Below are 15112 nucleotides of genomic sequence, written 5' to 3' on the forward strand. Positions count from 1 at the left end.
CATCAAGGCAAGCTCAAAGTCCCATACCTCGGGTAAAACGGTCGCGTATCTTACAGAGGACAGGTGCTATGCCCTTATCTGCTGCCGGGACAGAGGTGCGAGGAGGTGGAGAAAATGCGGCTGTTCTACCAGCGGCACTTTTCGTCCTGTGGGACTGAGGAAAGTCAAAAAGGGCAGGCCTTTTTCGGCCCGCCCTTTTTTTGCTTATATCAGCCTGAAATCCGTCTCCAGTATATCTGTTTCCTCCATACACCGCAGTATGTCCTCACGTCCGGCGATGGCCGGAATCCCCCCGGGCTTTGAGGCGCACATGGACCCGGCGGCGTTGGCGAAGCGGCAGAAACCCGCAAGCTCCTCCTGGGAAAGGGACGGGAGCTTTTCCGGCGCGTCATAGCCGTTCTGTATCAGCTGGGACAGGAAAGCCCCCCAGAAGCTGTCACCGGAGCCGGTGGTGTCCACCACCTTCACGTCGTAGGTGGGGTGATGCCGCAGCTGCCCCTTTAACGAGGACACGCAGCCGTCCGGGCCCAGGGTCACTATGGCCAAGGCCACGCCCTTTTCGTGCAGAGCCCTTGCGCCCTCGGCAATGCTGTCCGTGCCGGTAAGCAGCGCCAGCTCCTCCTCGGATATCTTCAACACATGGCAGAGCTCAAGGCCCAACCCCATGGCCTGTACCCCCTTCTCCGCGTCCCTCCAGAGGGCCGGCCGCCAGTTGGGGTCATAGGAGATCATCCTGCCCATGGCCCGGGCCTCCTTCACCAGGTTCAGAGTGGTGGTCCTGCTGGGCTCGGTGGTAAGGGAGAGGGAGCCGAAGTGCAGCGCCTTGCACTCCTCTAATGCGGACTTATCCACCTCGTCCTCTCGAAGCTGGGTGTCGGCCCCCGGGTCCCGGTAGAAGGTGAAGCTGCGGTCGCCCTCCTTGTCCAGGTGCACAAAGGCCAGGGTGGTGCGCACATTTTCGTCCACCACCACGCCGCCTACGTCCACGCCGTTTTCCTCAAGGCAGCTCTTTAAGCTGCGCCCGAAGCTGTCGTCGCCCACCTTGCCGATAAATCCCGCCGGGACCCCCAGCCTTGCCAGCTGGACGGCCACGTTCCCCGGCGCGCCGCCGGGATTTGGACAGACAGCGTTCTCCGTCCCCGGGGCCTTTACCGGGGTGAAGTCGATAAGGAGCTCTCCTGTGGTTACGATGTCAGGCATAGTATCACTTTCCTTTCAAGATTTTAATTTATATCATTAGGCTTATCTCAGCCTTTGCGTTCCCCGCAAGGTCAATGTGCCTATAGGGCTCCGACGGATAAAGGAGCTGGGTGAAGACCCTTGTGCCCCTGTCGGCAAAGAGCTCGCATATGGAACGGTCGAAGGTCAGCTCCAGGGTCCAGGGCCCGGTGAAGAAGCGGGGAGCGGATATCCGGCCGTACTCGGGCTTTGCGAAGTCGGCGTTGAAGCTTCTGAGCCCCGCCCGGCTCCTGTCTATATATACCTCTCCGCTGCTGTCTACGCCGAAGCTGAAGGCCTCGCCCCCGCCCTTTGACAGGGTTATATCAGCCGCCCCCTCCCCGGAGACCGTCAGTTTGAACACCTCGCCGGGCAGGCTGCCGTCTATGGGGACGGGCGCGCCGAACAGCTTGTCGCTTACCGGGGCGCAGGAGAGCCTGGGCCCGCCCAGGGGCGTGTCCACAAGGGAGAGGGTCCGGGGCAGGGTCATCTGGCCGCAGAACTCTCCGGTGGGCAGGTCCCCCGCGTAGACCCAGTTTGCCGCCCAGCCCATGAGTACGCGCTCCTGTGTGCCGAAGAAGGTGACTCCGGCGTAGTTGTCAAAGCCGCTGTCGATAAACTCCGGTTTATTAAAGCTGCCGTCGCAGGTGAAGGTCTCCCCGTCAAAGTTACCCAGGAAATACTGGGTGCGGCTGCCCAGGTTCTCCGGACAGGCTCCCATGCTTACCAGCAGCACCCAGACCTCTCTGCCCCCAAGGGTAAGGGGGAACAGGTCCGGGCACTCCCATACGCCTTTAGAGTAGTTACCGTCCGGCCCGAAGCTGCCGGTCTTTTGCCAGTGGAGAAGGTCCTCTGAGCCGTAAAACTCCACGTGGTCCCCCGCGGCCAGCACAACGGTCCAGCCGCCTTTGGGATTTTTAAATACCTTCGGGTCCCTAAAGTCGGGCTTTTTGGTATTATGTATCACCGGGTTCCCCGGGTACTTTATAAAACTTTCGCCGTCCAGGCTGTAGGCTATGCTCTGCTGTTCCTGCTCCCCGTGGGAGGTGTACATGGCGATTATGGGCGGGTTATCGGGCGTGCCCAGCCCAGAGACGTTCTCTTCGTCATACACGGCGCTGCCGGAAAAGGCCATGCCCAGCCCGTCCGGGGCTATGGCGTTGGGCAGGTCCCGCCAGTGGAGAAGGTCCGGGCTCTCGGCGTGGGACCAGTGTATATCGCCCCAATGGGGCTCTGGGCCGTACTGGGCGAAAAGGTGGTACTTCCCTCTGGCGTATACCAGGCCGTTGGGATCGTTTATCCAGCCCTTTTTCGGGGTATAGTGCAGTGCGGGACGGAAGTCCCGGGGGGCTTTGGTGCTCATGGGGCAGGCCTCCTTATATTTTTGGGTACATTCTATCACAAAAAACCCGAAAAGTAAATACTTCCGGCCCGCGATTGACTTTCCCCTTTCTTTGGTCTATAATACGGTTATAGTAAAAATCTATTTATGGGAAAGGGCAAATAAAATGAATGACGTTTTCGTTGAACGGATGGTAAAGAAAAAGTTTGAGACCACGGATATGCTGGTGATCCTGGGGGTTATCCTGGGCATAATCGTGCTCAGCCTTGTGGGGATATATGTGGGGTTCTTCATGCTGATGTTTCCCATGCTCTCCCTGCTGATAATGGCCGGGGCCGTGTTCGGCGGGTATAAGCTTATCTCCATGCGGATGCTGGAATATGAATACAGCATTACAAACGGCTTTGTCACCGTGGACAAGATAATGAACCGGGCCACAAGAAAGCGTATGACCTCCTTCGAGTGCAGCACCTGTGAGGACATCGGGGTATACCAGGAGGCCGAGGCGCGGCTTCGGACCCGCTCCTTTGACAGCAGGGTATTCGCCACCCAGTTCGCGGACCGCCGGGATTCATGGTTCATGATAGTGCGCAGCGGCAAGACCGGGAAGACTCTGGTGGTTTTCGACCCGGACGAGGATATGCAGGAGGCTGTCAAGAAGTTTATCCCGCGCTCCTTAAAGTTTGAGAAGTTCGGCCGGGGATGAGCCTATAGGGCCAGTCTATCGTACTCCCGGCCCTCCAGGGTATTCCAGAGGAACAGACCCTTTTCCAGGGTCAGATATCCCCGGGGGCTGCCCTCCTTTGGGATAGAGACAGAGCCCGGGTTTAAATACCACCAGCCGGCGGGGACCTGTGTCTTTGCCGGTATATGGGTGTGCCCGTGGAGCAGCACGTCGCCCTCGAAGAGGGCGGGCGGGTTGTCCGTATTATACACATGGCCGTGGGTGGCAAATACCAGCCTGTCCGCCGTTTCTATCAGGCAGTATTCCGCCATCACCGGGAAGGGCAGCACCATCTGGTCCACCTGGGCCTCGCAGTTGCCACGCACGCAGAATATCTTATCTTTAAGGCCGCTGAGCTGGGCGATGACCTCCTTTGGGGCATAGCCCTTGGGCAGGTCGTTTCGGGGCCCGTGGTACAGCAGGTCCCCAAGGAGCAGCAGGCGGTCCGCTCCCTCACGGCCAAAGGCCTTTATAAGCTCCCCGCAGTACAGCGCGGAGCCGTGTATGTCGGACGCTATGAGCCATTTCATATCCATCAGCCTTTCGTAATATTATATACTTAAATAAAGTATATCTGAAAAGTTCACCGGGCGCAAGCCCGTTTGGGGGAGAAAAGGATAAAAATGGGAAAAATATTTAAGGTCATGTCCTCGCCCATAGGGCCGCTGACCCTTGCAGAGCATGACGGCGCGCTGACCCATCTGCTGTTTAACGGCGAAGTGCCGAAGGAATATATAGAGGGAGAGTCGGAGCTGCTCCAAAAGGCCGAAGCAGAGCTTTCGGAATATTTTGAGGGCGCAAGGCGAGAGTTTGACCTGCCCCTTGAGCCCTCGGGTACAGAGTTCCAGCAGAGGGTCTGGGCCGCGCTTCTGGATATACCCTACGGCGAGACGCGTAGCTATAAGGATATCGCCATCGCCGCCGGCTGTCCAAGGGGCTTTAGGGCCGTGGGCATGGCAAACCACAACAACCCCATCTCCATCATCGTGCCTTGCCACCGGGTAATCGGCAGCGGCGGGGGGCTCACCGGCTATGGCGGGGGGCTGCCCATAAAGGAGTACCTGCTGGGTCTGGAGAGGAAATATTCATAATGGGAGGAGCCTATGACTGAGATAATCCGCCGCACCTGGGCAGAGATAGACCTGGACGCCCTTGCGCACAATTACCGCCGGGTTCGGGAGGCCACGGACCAGAGGGCCAAAGTCTGCTGTGTTGTAAAGGCCGACGGCTATGGCCATGGGGCCCTGCGCATAGCCGCCGAGCTCCAGAGCCTTGGCGCGGACTGGTTCGCGGTCTCCAATCTGGAGGAGGCCCTTCAGCTGCGCCGGGGGGGAATAGAAAGGCCGATACTTGTGCTGGGCTTCACCCCGCCGGAGGAGGCCGCCGCCCTCAGCGAGGGGGACGTCTCCCAGTGCGTGTACTCCGCGGAGTATGCAGAGAAGCTGTCCCTGTGCGCCAAGGTCGCTGGGGTCAAAGTGAAGATACACGCGAAGATTGACACAGGCATGAGCCGCCTTGGCTTCTACTTCCAGGACATCTTTAGGGACGAGGGGGCCATAGACGAGGTTATAAAGGCCTGTTCCCTGCCCGGGCTCATACCAGAGGGGGTATTCTCCCACTTCGCCGTGTCCGACGAGGGGAAAGCCGGGGACGCTTTCACCATGCGGCAGTTCGGCTGCTTTAAGGAGATGTCCGAGGCGCTGGTGCGCGCCGGGGTGGGCGGAGATAAGCCTCCTCTTCGGCACTGCGCCAACTCCGCGGCGGTGTTCGACTATCCCCTCTCCCACCTGGACATGGTCCGGGCGGGGGTGGTGCTGTACGGTCTGTACCCCTCCGGGCAGCTTCGGGCCCGGCCTGACCTTCGGCCGGTGCTCTCCCTGCGGTCGGTGGTGTCCCACGTGAAGACCCTGTTGCCCGGGGCCACCGTCAGCTATGGCAGGAGGTTTACGGCACAGCAGGAGACGCGTGTAGCGACGGTGCCGGTGGGCTATGCCGACGGCTATCCCAGGGCTCTTGGCCCCGGCGGGGCCGTGGTGCTCATAAGGGGGCAGAGGTGCCCGGTGCTGGGGCGCATATGTATGGACCAGCTTATGGCAGACGTCAGCGGCGTGGAGGGCGCGGCCATGGGCGACCGGGTGACCCTTATCGGCCGGGACGGCACAGAGGAGATAACCGCCGGGGAGGTGGCCGGCTGGGAGGGCACCATAAATTACGAGGTGGTCTGCGCCCTGTCAAAGCGTGTGCCGAGAGTCTACCTAAAGGGCGGGAGGGTAGAGAGCATTTATAACCAGCTGCTTACCGAATAAATAACATGAGCCTCCCCGGGCATAATAGCACCAGGGAGGTGCTGTTTATGAAAAAGCCGAAACAGAAGATAGACTATAGGGAGCACGAGGAGCCGCCGGCGGAGCAGTTTCCGGACATATCCGACGTGGCCTCGGCCAGCGAGTGCACCGGGCTGATGTATAAGGCCCCCAGGGACCAGGAGGAGTGGGATAACTATCAGGAGCTCTCCTCAATGGCGATACCGAGAAGGAAGCCTCCTGAAAAATAGAAAGGAGCGGGGGTACCCGCTCCTTTCTATGTACATGGCGTGCCGGCAAAACGCGGCTGCCCTGCCTGACTTATTTTAACGACTCGTATTTTTTCTTTGTGGCAAGGCCGCCGCGGATATGCCGCTGGGCCTTGTTGACGGCAAGCACATTCTTCACGTCCCGGTATAGGCCCCGGTCTATATACTTTAGACGCTGGGAGACGTCCTTATGTATGGTTGTCGTTAATCAGAACGGTTTCGTCTAAGCCCAAATCCCCTAGAAGCCGTAGGTAAATATCCACGTTGCCGTCCTTGTCCACCTCTATCTTCTGAATGACGCGCTTGAGCTGGGCGTTGGACATTTGGCGCACGTCGGTGATGTCCTCCATGGTCTTGAAGGTGTTTTGCAGGATGCCCTCCAACTGGTCGCCTTTGGTGATGTTGTAGCCCACGATTTTCAGTTCGTTTTCGATGCGCTCGATTTTCTTCTTGGAACCGCCTATCTTCTCGTTCAGTTCCTCCCGGCTGATAAGGTCGTCGGTGTACATATCCATGTACTTCTGGCGGGTCTTTTGCAGCCTGGCAAGCTGGGCGGTCAGTTCCTTCTCGTACTCCTGGTTGTCGTCCTTAGCCCGGTAGACTCGCTGGAACTCCTTGACAACGTATGGGATGATATTCTTCTTGGATTTCAGCACCTGGGCGAAGTATTCCTGTAAGGTGTCAATCAGCTCGTCCTCGTCCACGGTTGTGGCGTTGGGGCAGCTATCCGCGCCGCGCCCGGTGTGGCCGGAGCAGACCCAGCGTACATAGGTGTTTTTATAGGTGCGCACCGTCCGGTAGAAGGACCAGCCGCACTCCTTACACTTGATGAGGGTGGAGAACAGGTGCTTGTTGCTCTGGCGCTCATGGTCGGTGTGAAAGGTTTTGTGGCGGGAATCCAGAATTTCCTGGGCCTGCTGGAAGGTTTCGGGGGAGATGATTTGCAGCTCGGGCCTGTCTACTACAATCCAGTCATCCTCGGGCTTGTCCGCCCGCTGGCCGGTGAGGAAGTCGCTGACCTCTTGCTTGCCGTTGATTATCTTGCCGGTGTACAGCTCGTTGGTGATGATGCGGCAGATGGCGTTCTGGCTCCAGGAGCAGTTGCGCTTGGTGCGCAGGCCGCGCTCGTTGAGAGTGTTGGCGATTTTGGCCGCGCCCGCGCCCTCCTCGGTGTACATATGGAAGATTTGCCGGACGATTTCCGCTTCCGACCGGTTGATGGCCAGGTTGAAGTAGTCGCCGATGGTCTTATCGTAGCCATAGACGATGTTGGGGACCCGGCCCTTTTCAGCGTTTATCTTCTTTCCGAACTTCACCCGCTTGGAGGTATTGGCACTTTCCTCCTGGGCCAGAGCCCCGAAGATGGTCAGCACAAACTCGCTGTTGCCCATGCTGGTCATGTTGGCGGTGAGGAACTGGGTTTCAATGCCCAATGCTTTCAGCTTGCGGATGCTTTGCAGTAGGTCGACCGTGTTCCTGGCGAACCGGGAGATATCCTTGACCACCACCATGTCGAACAGGTGGTGGTCAGCGTCTGCCATCATGCGAAGAAACTCCTTGCGGTTCTTGATTTTTGTGCCGGAGATGCCCTCGTCGGCGTACAGGCGCACAAGCATGTCGCCGGTGCGCTTGGTGTATTCGGAGAAAAACTCCTTCTGGGCTTCCAGGCTGTTGAGCTGGTCCTCCTTGTCGGTGGAGACGCGGCAGTAGGCGGCGATGTTCATGGGGCACCTCACTAATGAAAAGAAATCATTTTGTTACTACGGATTATATCACGTTCCATTCAAAAAGACAACAAAAAAATTGGCGGAGCCAGGTTCATTTGGCCCCACCATATTTAGGTATTTGTTTCGATAATGGATTTCAATTCTTTGTGGAGCATGGGGATATCAACTGACACAGTATCCCACACGATTTGCATATTGACCCCGGAATAGCCGTGCACGATTCGGTTGCGCATACCGTAGATCTGCTGCCAGGGGATGGTCTTAATCTGCGCTTTTGTCTCGTCGCTCAGGGATTCCTTTGCAAGCTCACCTATCTGCATCAGGTTGAAAACCGTAGCCTCTAGGCGCATGGTATCGGCGGAGAACTCTTCCAACGTGTGGCAGCTGGCACAGTATCGCATAATACTTTCGATGTGCTGAAGGATTTTCTTCAGTACAATACCATCCTTATCGCTCATAAATCGGCACCCCCGTCTGTTGTATTTCCATTTCAATGGGGGAGCCTCTTTCGACCTGCGACACATCGATAAGGTCAACCGGTACACTCAGTGTGGACGAGATGCCTTCCAACAAACCAAAGAAAGCCAACCCGCGCAGACCGCTGTCCACTAAGATGTCTACGTCGCTTCGGGGGGTGGCTTGTCCCTTAGCGTAGGAACCAAACAGGACGGCCCGCCGAACACCGAAGCCTGCGAATACCGGGTGGAGGATATTTTCGATTTCGTGGATGGAATATACCTTTTGCATAAGGACGCCCCCTTTCAAGAGTATTGTACCGCATTAACGGGAAAATAGCAAGGGGAAATCACATCGCCATGGTGATGATTTCGTCCTCAGTTTCTTCCTCAATCTGAACCTCCTGAGCAGCCTGTTGAACCGCTTGTTCGACCTTTTGGCGGTTAACCTCCATGAAAACTCTGAGTATGTAGTTGGCCATCTGATTGTCTGGATTAGGATTATGGAAACGGTAGCTTAGCTTTTTCTTACTCAAATATCTACTCAGCCTCCTTCGAGTATCGGCTTTCGATGTAAATATATATGAAAAGCGGCCCAGTGATAGCACCGAACCACTTGATTATCTGTTTGAGCAAATTGAAAACTGCACCTGTTTGTTTTCTGTTATTTCAGCATACTTGTTTCCTCTGTAAAAGTGGGTACGGGCTTCTGCCCGATTCTTTTGTGCGCAGCCACGCGCTCTGCTTGCCCCAGCGGGAGGCCCTTACGACCCTCCCCGCCGGGAAATCCGGTCCTTTGAACCTTGCCGCAAAACTGGGCCAGAATTGCCCCAAAACGGCCTTCTCAGGGCCTGGTGGTGACTTACCCGACTGCCGCCGTAAAACGCCGACACGGGCCTGCTGTGACCTCACAGGGGCGCAAGGGGCGAAAGCAGCGGCTCACGCCGGACGGGCGTTTTCCCTAGAGAATACAGGGGTTTCGGCAGTGCCAGGGACGCAAGGGACGACAAATCCGGCACCGCTTGAAGTTGCGTCCCTTGCGTCACTTCCGTCACTATTGGGCGAGTCGCTGGCGCCTTGCTTACGCAAATGGTGAATGAGCAGAATGGAGAGCTGCAATTCGTCCGCCAGCTTTTTCAGTTCACGTACTTCTTCATAGTCGGAGGCGTAGGAGATGTCTTGCCCGCCTGAGCGCACGATTTGGAAAGTATCAATGGCTACCAGCACGGTGTCGTCGTGCTCCCGGACGAACTCTTGAATCTGTTCGCATAGGCCTTGGCCTAACTTCTCAGCGACCGTAGCAAAAAATACGTTTGGGGGAACCTCATCTGTAAGCTGGAGCAGTCGGTCTTGCACCCGGCGGAGCGGGTCTTCCAGGCAGAGGTAGAGGGTTGAACCTTGCTTGACGGGCAGGTTCCACACCGGTTCGCCCTTGGCAACGCGCACGCACCAGTCCAGCACCATCCAGGATTTTCCGTTCTTGGGTGCGCCGTCGACGACGGCCAGCTCCTCGATGGGTTTTGGCATACACATCAGTCCTTTCGGTAAAATAGAAACGCTCCCAGCTTGAAAAAGTGGGAGCAGTATTCATGTTGCAGACCGGAAAGGATTCTGGTATAATTTTGGCAGGGGGGTAAACGGTATGCCGCAGGTCAGGTATAAAATCTATAGTTGTCTGCCAGCGCTCTCATGGCCTACGCACAGGAGAAGCCGAAGGGCGGCTATACCTTTGCGCTGAACGCAAAGGCCGCAGCTGGTCAACAGAAAATAATGTGACTGGATTTGATAAATTCAAAGTGCTTTTGAGAGGTATGCAAAAATAAAATGAACCGGCATTATCAATATGCCAGTTCATTTCTGATTTACACCTGCCGGAATCGTTGGAGGCACTGTATTTACAAGCCATTGGCCGCTTTGCTGTCAGATGGCCTCGGCTTTATCCAAAAAGAAGGATACAGAACGGGCGTCCGCCGCGATCCGTCCAGGCACACGGTAGGAGCATCTCAGGTCCCAACCGTGAAGCTCCGCCAGGATCGTGCACAGTTTATAGCTGGATATTTCCAGCGACCGTTTGCCATCATATACTTCCTGTGGGATCCTGTGCGAGGTGAACCCTCTTTTGTCGTACGGATGGATCAGCAGGACCTGCCCATCCTCGGAAATGAGAAAGCGGATCCGTCTAGGACTGTCCATAGAGCGGAGCGTTTCCACAAAAATATGGATCCGGTTCGCTTTCAAATAAAAAGAGATGTACACGCCATTCATTTTGCGGTCTTTTTTTCTTTCGCTTTCCACTGCTCAGGGGCGCTGAAATCAAAGAGGAGCATGACCTTATCCTCTACCGTCACAACGTGCCCCACAGCTTTGTAGACACAGCCGGTATCCCAGCCCCATATCGTGTAAATTTGTGAGGAGAACCGAACGGATTCCATGCGTCTCGGGGCGTACTCCTTTTTATTTTTGCGCCATATGATGCTGTCCTTATCTTTAATGGTTACAGGAACAGCCAAAAGGCTCTTTTTCTGTGGATGCACCTCCAGACGGATGCGCTCACAACAGTTCAGCGCGGTCAGCGATATCCGGTTAAAGGTTATCCCCGAACCCCAGATAGTGCAGGACGGTAAAGCGTAGCTGCTGACATGGGAAAAAAGTTCGCCGCTGACTACTTGAAACCCCTCAATTGAAATCGGCTCTACTTCAGTCTTGAATTGATTCATATTTTCCTCCTAAACGCGGTCGGTGGTAATGTATCCATCTGCAAGGTCGATTTTATAGCTGTCTTCATGCCGTTCTGCCGGAATTCCGAAATACTCCCGCCATTCTCCGGGGAGGTAGGACTTTCCCTTTTTCCCTCCCACAAACAGCTCAAAGTCGCTGAGCTTGAATAAAAACAGCATCTCCTTTTGATAGGCGGCAGGATTCCCCATAATCTTATACCTGTACTCTCTGTCCCAGCCCATCAGGTCGAATATTTTTGCGGCGAATATCCTGCAAAGCATATCCCGGTTCATAAGCTCCTTATCCCCGCCACCTTTCGCCCAACGCAGGGCGTCCGGCGTATCCGGCGGGCAGGGCCGGATGATCAACCGCTTTTGCTCCGGGTGTATCAGCAGCTGTATGTGCGTTACCCCCGGAAAGCGCCGGAGACAGGACATATTGAAGCGGATGCGGGCCGGCCAGATGGTGAGCGCCGGTTCTCGTGTATGGGAGAACAGTTCCGCTTTCGTGACCTGGAACCCCTCAAGATTCGGCACGATCTCTTTTTCTTCCTCGTCAGGCATTGTTTGGCAGAATATCTGGTCCAGCTTATCCTGTGCCGGCATTTCCAACACCATCCCCCTTTTTGAGTTTGTCCGCCAGCGCCTGAAGCTCGCAGTCGGTCGGCGTTTTATATTGCTCGATCCCCGGAGCTGGCACACTGGGCCTGTCCACCTGCCACGCCGCGCTTTGACCCATATAAAATATGTTGTTCTCGCGGATGTGGTCATAGAACTCATCACCAAAGCTGTATTCCCAGGCTTCCGCGTATAGCTCGGCGCGCCGCAGGCGGGTGCCTCCCGCCTGCGGCAACGGCACGGCGGACACCGCGTTCTCTAAATTAAAAACAATGATTTGCCTTCGCTCCCGCTGCACCCATGTCCCCCGGACCTTATATAAGTAATTCGGATCCCACTCCATTATGCGGAAGAGGGCCGTGCCAAAGTGCCGGCAGCGCAGAACTTTTGCGTATAGGGACATATCTCCATCAGGACGCCATTTGATGCAGTGCACGGCCCCCTCGTCACAGGGCCGGATGGCGATCTTCCGCTGGGAAGGATGCAGGAGCAGCTGGATATGGCCCACATCGGCAAACATCCTCACACAGAACAGGTTGAATGTGATCCGGTCTATCCCGAGCGTGACCGCCGGCCCCTCATACCGCGCCTGTGTAAACTGGCTCCTGACCACCTGATAGCCTTTGAGGTCGAACATGGAAAAGGCGCTTTTTAGCAGGCGTATCTCCCTGCGCGGCGTGCTTACGCTGTTTGACAAGTCGTAATACAACCCGGGGTCGTCATTGATCCAATGGTGGTTAATTGGAACGAAACCGCGAAAGATGCCGTCGTCTATCACATGGAGGGAAGGTAGCCCGCCGCGCATACTGTGCTTCCTGTTTTCAAGGAGGGCCTGCGCCATCTCAAATTTTTCCCTTGGAATGATCGATTCGTGTTGGCCCCTGTAGTGATACTGATCCATGTCCTGGCGGTTCTTTTTGCGCTTGTGGTTAAACAGGTCGGAGGTAAAGGTCTTCCAGGTCAGGATATCGCCGCAGTAGCGTTCGTTGGAAAGAATATAGCTTATCGAGCCGCTGTTCCATCCAGTGCTTCCGGTTTTTGTCCTGCATCCAATATCCGTGAGAAAAGCGGCGATGTCCGCCTGGGACCAGCCGTACAGGTAAGCGTCGAAAATAAAGCGGACCACATTTGCCTCGGCCTCGTTAACGGCCAGCGGGGCATATTTGATGTAGTGGCCGGCAGCGTCCCGCTGTCTGTCATACCCAAGCAAAGGGGGCGTCAGCAGCTGGCGGTCCTTGAACCGTTGGGACAGGGACCAAATCATGGCTTCCCGCTTTTTGACGGATTCCTCCTGGGCGAAGGAGGCAAGAAAGGTGAGCATAAATTCGGAACTTTCTTCGATGGTATTCAGATTATCCGTTTCAAAAAATACCCCCACCGGTGGGTCAAGGTTCTTGAGCCTGCGGACCAGAGAGATACAGTCCACCAGGTTCCTGGCAAAGCGGGAGACGCTTTTTGTTACGATCAGGTCATATTCTCCCCTTTCACAGGCGGCGATCATGTCGTTAAACGCCGTGCGGTTTTTCAGCGAGACCCCGGAGATCCCCTCATCGGCGTAAATATGCCGCAAACTCCAGTTGGGCCGCTGGTCTGCCATCTGGCGGTAGTGGGCCTGCTGAAGCTCAAAGGAAGACATCTGCGCGTCGTTGTCGGTAGAAACGCGGCAATACGCGCATACACGGAAAAGCCGGTTCCTGAGAGTGGCTTTGGGCTTGGCGGGAATAAAGCGTTTCTCCCAGGTATCGTGCTCCGGGGAACAGATGGGTTCAGGCATCGGGTATCCCCTCCTGTAGCTGTCGAAGCTGTAGGTTCTTTTCCGACAGTGCGAAAGCGAGCTTATAGACCAGGGCTTTTTCCTCTCCGTTCAACGCAAGGAAATCAAACCCGAGGGAATCCGTACGTCCCAAAAGATAGTCTGTGCTTACGCCAAACACATCTGCAATCCGCGAAAGCGTGTCCAACGAGGGCTGCCGGATGTTACTTTCGTAGGACGAGATGGTACTCCTGTCTACACCGATTAGGCTAGCCAGCTGGTTTTGGGCTAAATTTTTGGACTGCCACAGGTATCTGAATCGTTCTGGAAAATCAAAGATCATTGCCTACACCACCTTGCTGATTATAAAGAATTATACCAGTAAACCTGTTACAGTGGGTAGCATCTGTGCGACAGTTTGTAACGTTTGGGCTTTTGGGGCTGCTTTTTTGCTGCTATTTGGTTTTGCGGCAAACCAGTCAAGAAATCAGAAAAGTAAAATCCCTGAATAGAAAAAAGCCAGTGTACACTCTTGCATCTGTGTACACTGACCCTTCCACTATTTCACTAGCCATAGCAACCGTTCTGTTTTGTTTCCTCCATATGTACCGTACTCTTGCTGACCCCAAACTGCTTTGCGGCACAGCGGACGGTGGCCTTGTTTTCCACGATGTACTCCCCGAGCTTGGTGGCGCGGTCGTCGATAACATTGTTTGACATATAGGGCACCTTCTTTCGGTGCTATATATCTATGCGCTCTGGGGCGGGGATATGCGGGGGCGGGACCGCCGGGCGGTTTGGGGCGGCCGGAATAAAAAAGCCGGCCCTCTGAAAATTTTTTGATTTACCCCCTAAACTTTTCCTGGAAAGTGCCGATATAATAGATGTAAAACGAAACACAGATTGAAAAATGAGCAATTTTCAGCCTGAGTTCGGTTTTCGGCTTCGATTTCAGCCGGTCCGCGGCCGGAGGAAATACAAGTGTCAAGATCTGACCACTAGGCCAGTGGTCAGAGAAGGCACGAACCCGGCGAGGAACGCCGGGGGCAATAAACGCAAAAAATAATTTTAAGGAGAGAAAATTATGCGTATCCAGCACAACATTATGGCTATGAACAGCTACAGGAATTACAACAACAACACCTCCGCTCTGTCTAAGAACCTTGAGAAGCTCAGCTCCGGTTACAAGATCAACCGCGCCGGCGACGACGCCGCAGGTCTGGCCCTGTCCGAGAAGATGCGCGCGCAGATCACCGGTCTGGACGCTGCCTATAAGAACACCAAGGACGCCACCAGCCTTATCAAGACCGCCGAGGGCGCTCTGCAGGAGGTTCAGGACATGCTGAACCGCATGGTCTACCTGGCCGAGGAGTCCGCTAACGGTGTGTACGATAACGATGTTGACCGTCACGCCCTTCAGAGCGAGGTCGATGCTCTGCAGACCGAAATCGAGCGTATTGCCGACAGCGCCAACTTTAACGGCAAGAAGCTGTTTAGCTCCACTGCTAACATGGCCAGCGGCTCCTTTATCTTCCAGATTGGCGACACCGCCAACACCTACGACAAGCTGTCCATGGCGACCATCCTGACTAAGGGCGCGGACTTGAGGACCCTTCTGAAAGATGCACTGGCTATCAACATCAGCACTGTCGCCGGCGCTTCCGCAGCTATCGGCATTCTGAAGTCCAACGTGGCCACCTCCGCGATCAATGCGATTTCCGATCTGCGCGGCAAGCTGGGTGCCACCCAGAACCGTCTGGACCACACCCTGAACAACCTGTCCGTCATGAAGGAGAACATCCAGGACGCCGAGGCCACCGTGCGCGACACCGACGTAGCGGAAGAGATGATGAGCTACACCAAGAACAACATCCTGATCCAGTCCGCTCAGGCGATGCTGGCCCAGTCCAATGCTGTTCCCCAGGGCGTGCTGCAGTTGCTCCAGTAAGAGCAATCTGCTCAGTTGCTCCAGTAATTGTAGTAATT

General features: G+C 55.5%; 19 protein-coding genes and 1 pseudogene. 5 read left to right on the forward strand and 15 right to left on the reverse strand.

Going from position 1 to position 15112, the window contains the following annotated elements:
* Window positions 1–204: 204 nt before the first annotated feature.
* Window positions 205–1200 (reverse strand): carbohydrate kinase family protein, encoded by a 996-nt coding sequence (locus tag ADH66_RS00805; RefSeq protein ID WP_066536891.1) that lies wholly within the window; start codon window positions 1198–1200, stop codon window positions 205–207.
* 28 nt (window positions 1201–1228) lie between these two features.
* Window positions 1229–2581 (reverse strand): glycoside hydrolase family 32 protein, encoded by a 1353-nt coding sequence (locus ADH66_RS00810; RefSeq protein ID WP_066536888.1) that lies wholly within the window; start codon window positions 2579–2581, stop codon window positions 1229–1231.
* A 145-nt stretch (window positions 2582–2726) separates the two neighbouring features.
* Between ADH66_RS00810 and ADH66_RS00815 the strand changes: the two genes are divergently transcribed.
* Window positions 2727–3266 carry a DUF6106 family protein gene (locus ADH66_RS00815; protein WP_066541738.1) on the forward strand — a complete coding sequence of 180 codons (540 nt, stop codon included), beginning with the start codon at window positions 2727–2729 and terminating at the stop codon, window positions 3264–3266.
* Window positions 3267–3268: 2 nt separating this feature from the next.
* On the opposite strand, the gene yfcE is transcribed toward ADH66_RS00815, so the two are convergent.
* Window positions 3269–3814: a phosphodiesterase gene (gene yfcE, locus ADH66_RS00820; protein WP_066536886.1), complete on the reverse strand. Its 546-nt coding sequence runs from the start codon at window positions 3812–3814 to the stop codon at window positions 3269–3271.
* Between the two features lie 93 nt (window positions 3815–3907).
* On the opposite strand from yfcE, the gene ADH66_RS00825 reads away from it, so the two are divergent.
* From ADH66_RS00825 to ADH66_RS00835, 3 genes are read left to right on the forward strand one after another with little or no spacing between them, the layout of a single operon-like run.
* Entirely contained in the window at window positions 3908–4375 is a 468-nt protein-coding gene (locus ADH66_RS00825) for a methylated-DNA--[protein]-cysteine S-methyltransferase (RefSeq protein ID WP_066536885.1), read from the forward strand.
* 12 nt (window positions 4376–4387) lie between these two features.
* On the forward strand, window positions 4388–5590 hold the full coding sequence (gene alr, locus ADH66_RS00830; protein WP_066536884.1) for an alanine racemase: 1203 nt from the start codon (window positions 4388–4390) through the stop codon (window positions 5588–5590).
* Between the two features lie 47 nt (window positions 5591–5637).
* Window positions 5638–5838 carry a hypothetical protein gene (locus tag ADH66_RS00835; protein ID WP_066536879.1) on the forward strand — a complete coding sequence of 67 codons (201 nt, stop codon included), beginning with the start codon at window positions 5638–5640 and terminating at the stop codon, window positions 5836–5838.
* A gap of 70 nt (window positions 5839–5908) precedes the next feature.
* Here the strand turns inward: ADH66_RS00835 and ADH66_RS00840 are convergent, their stop codons facing one another.
* From ADH66_RS00840 to ADH66_RS00895, 12 genes and pseudogenes are all read right to left on the reverse strand, one after another.
* On the reverse strand, window positions 5909–6052 hold the full coding sequence (locus tag ADH66_RS00840) for a sporulation transcriptional regulator SpoIIID (RefSeq protein WP_084384326.1): 144 nt from the start codon (window positions 6050–6052) through the stop codon (window positions 5909–5911).
* Entirely contained in the window at window positions 6045–7580 is a 1536-nt protein-coding gene (locus ADH66_RS00845) for a recombinase family protein (RefSeq protein ID WP_066536876.1), read from the reverse strand. The genes ADH66_RS00840 and ADH66_RS00845 overlap by 8 nt, the downstream gene beginning before the upstream one ends.
* Before the next feature lie 113 nt (window positions 7581–7693).
* On the reverse strand, window positions 7694–8041 hold the full coding sequence (locus ADH66_RS00850; RefSeq protein ID WP_066536869.1) for a HepT-like ribonuclease domain-containing protein: 348 nt from the start codon (window positions 8039–8041) through the stop codon (window positions 7694–7696).
* Window positions 8031–8330, reverse strand: coding sequence for a nucleotidyltransferase family protein (locus ADH66_RS00855; protein WP_066536865.1), 300 nt, complete (start codon window positions 8328–8330; stop codon window positions 8031–8033). Before ADH66_RS00855 ends, ADH66_RS00850 begins: the two co-directional genes overlap by 11 nt.
* A 58-nt stretch (window positions 8331–8388) precedes the next feature.
* Window positions 8389–8574, reverse strand: a complete 186-nt coding sequence (locus ADH66_RS00860; protein WP_066536863.1) for a hypothetical protein — start codon at window positions 8572–8574, stop codon at window positions 8389–8391.
* A 403-nt stretch (window positions 8575–8977) separates the two neighbouring features.
* The gene (locus tag ADH66_RS00865; RefSeq protein WP_066536861.1) at window positions 8978–9565 is read right to left on the reverse strand and encodes an AAA family ATPase; all 588 of its coding nucleotides are present in this window, start codon (window positions 9563–9565) and stop codon (window positions 8978–8980) included.
* 393 nt (window positions 9566–9958) lie between these two features.
* Window positions 9959–10231 carry a hypothetical protein gene (locus tag ADH66_RS00870; protein WP_201448060.1) on the reverse strand — a complete coding sequence of 91 codons (273 nt, stop codon included), beginning with the start codon at window positions 10229–10231 and terminating at the stop codon, window positions 9959–9961.
* 68 nt (window positions 10232–10299) lie between these two features.
* Window positions 10300–10755, reverse strand: a complete 456-nt coding sequence (locus ADH66_RS00875; protein ID WP_066536857.1) for a hypothetical protein — start codon at window positions 10753–10755, stop codon at window positions 10300–10302.
* Between the two features lie 9 nt (window positions 10756–10764).
* Window positions 10765–11361, reverse strand: coding sequence for a hypothetical protein (locus ADH66_RS00880; protein WP_066536856.1), 597 nt, complete (start codon window positions 11359–11361; stop codon window positions 10765–10767).
* Window positions 11345–13147, reverse strand: a complete 1803-nt coding sequence (locus ADH66_RS00885; protein WP_066536855.1) for a recombinase family protein — start codon at window positions 13145–13147, stop codon at window positions 11345–11347. The genes ADH66_RS00880 and ADH66_RS00885 overlap by 17 nt, the downstream gene beginning before the upstream one ends.
* Window positions 13140–13469, reverse strand: a complete 330-nt coding sequence (locus tag ADH66_RS00890; RefSeq protein ID WP_066536853.1) for a helix-turn-helix domain-containing protein — start codon at window positions 13467–13469, stop codon at window positions 13140–13142. The genes ADH66_RS00885 and ADH66_RS00890 overlap by 8 nt, the downstream gene beginning before the upstream one ends.
* Window positions 13470–13717: 248 nt before the next feature.
* Window positions 13718–13846 (reverse strand): annotated as a pseudogene (locus ADH66_RS00895) (sporulation transcriptional regulator SpoIIID); the annotation flags it as partial.
* Window positions 13847–14210: 364 nt separating this feature from the next.
* On the opposite strand from ADH66_RS00895, the gene ADH66_RS00900 reads away from it, so the two are divergent.
* The gene (locus tag ADH66_RS00900) at window positions 14211–15074 is read left to right on the forward strand and encodes a flagellin N-terminal helical domain-containing protein (RefSeq protein WP_066536851.1); all 864 of its coding nucleotides are present in this window, start codon (window positions 14211–14213) and stop codon (window positions 15072–15074) included.
* Window positions 15075–15112: the final 38 nt, after the last annotated feature.

The organism is Acutalibacter muris (assembly GCF_002201475.1).
GTDB classification, from domain to species: Bacteria; Bacillota; Clostridia; order Oscillospirales; family Acutalibacteraceae; genus Acutalibacter; species Acutalibacter muris.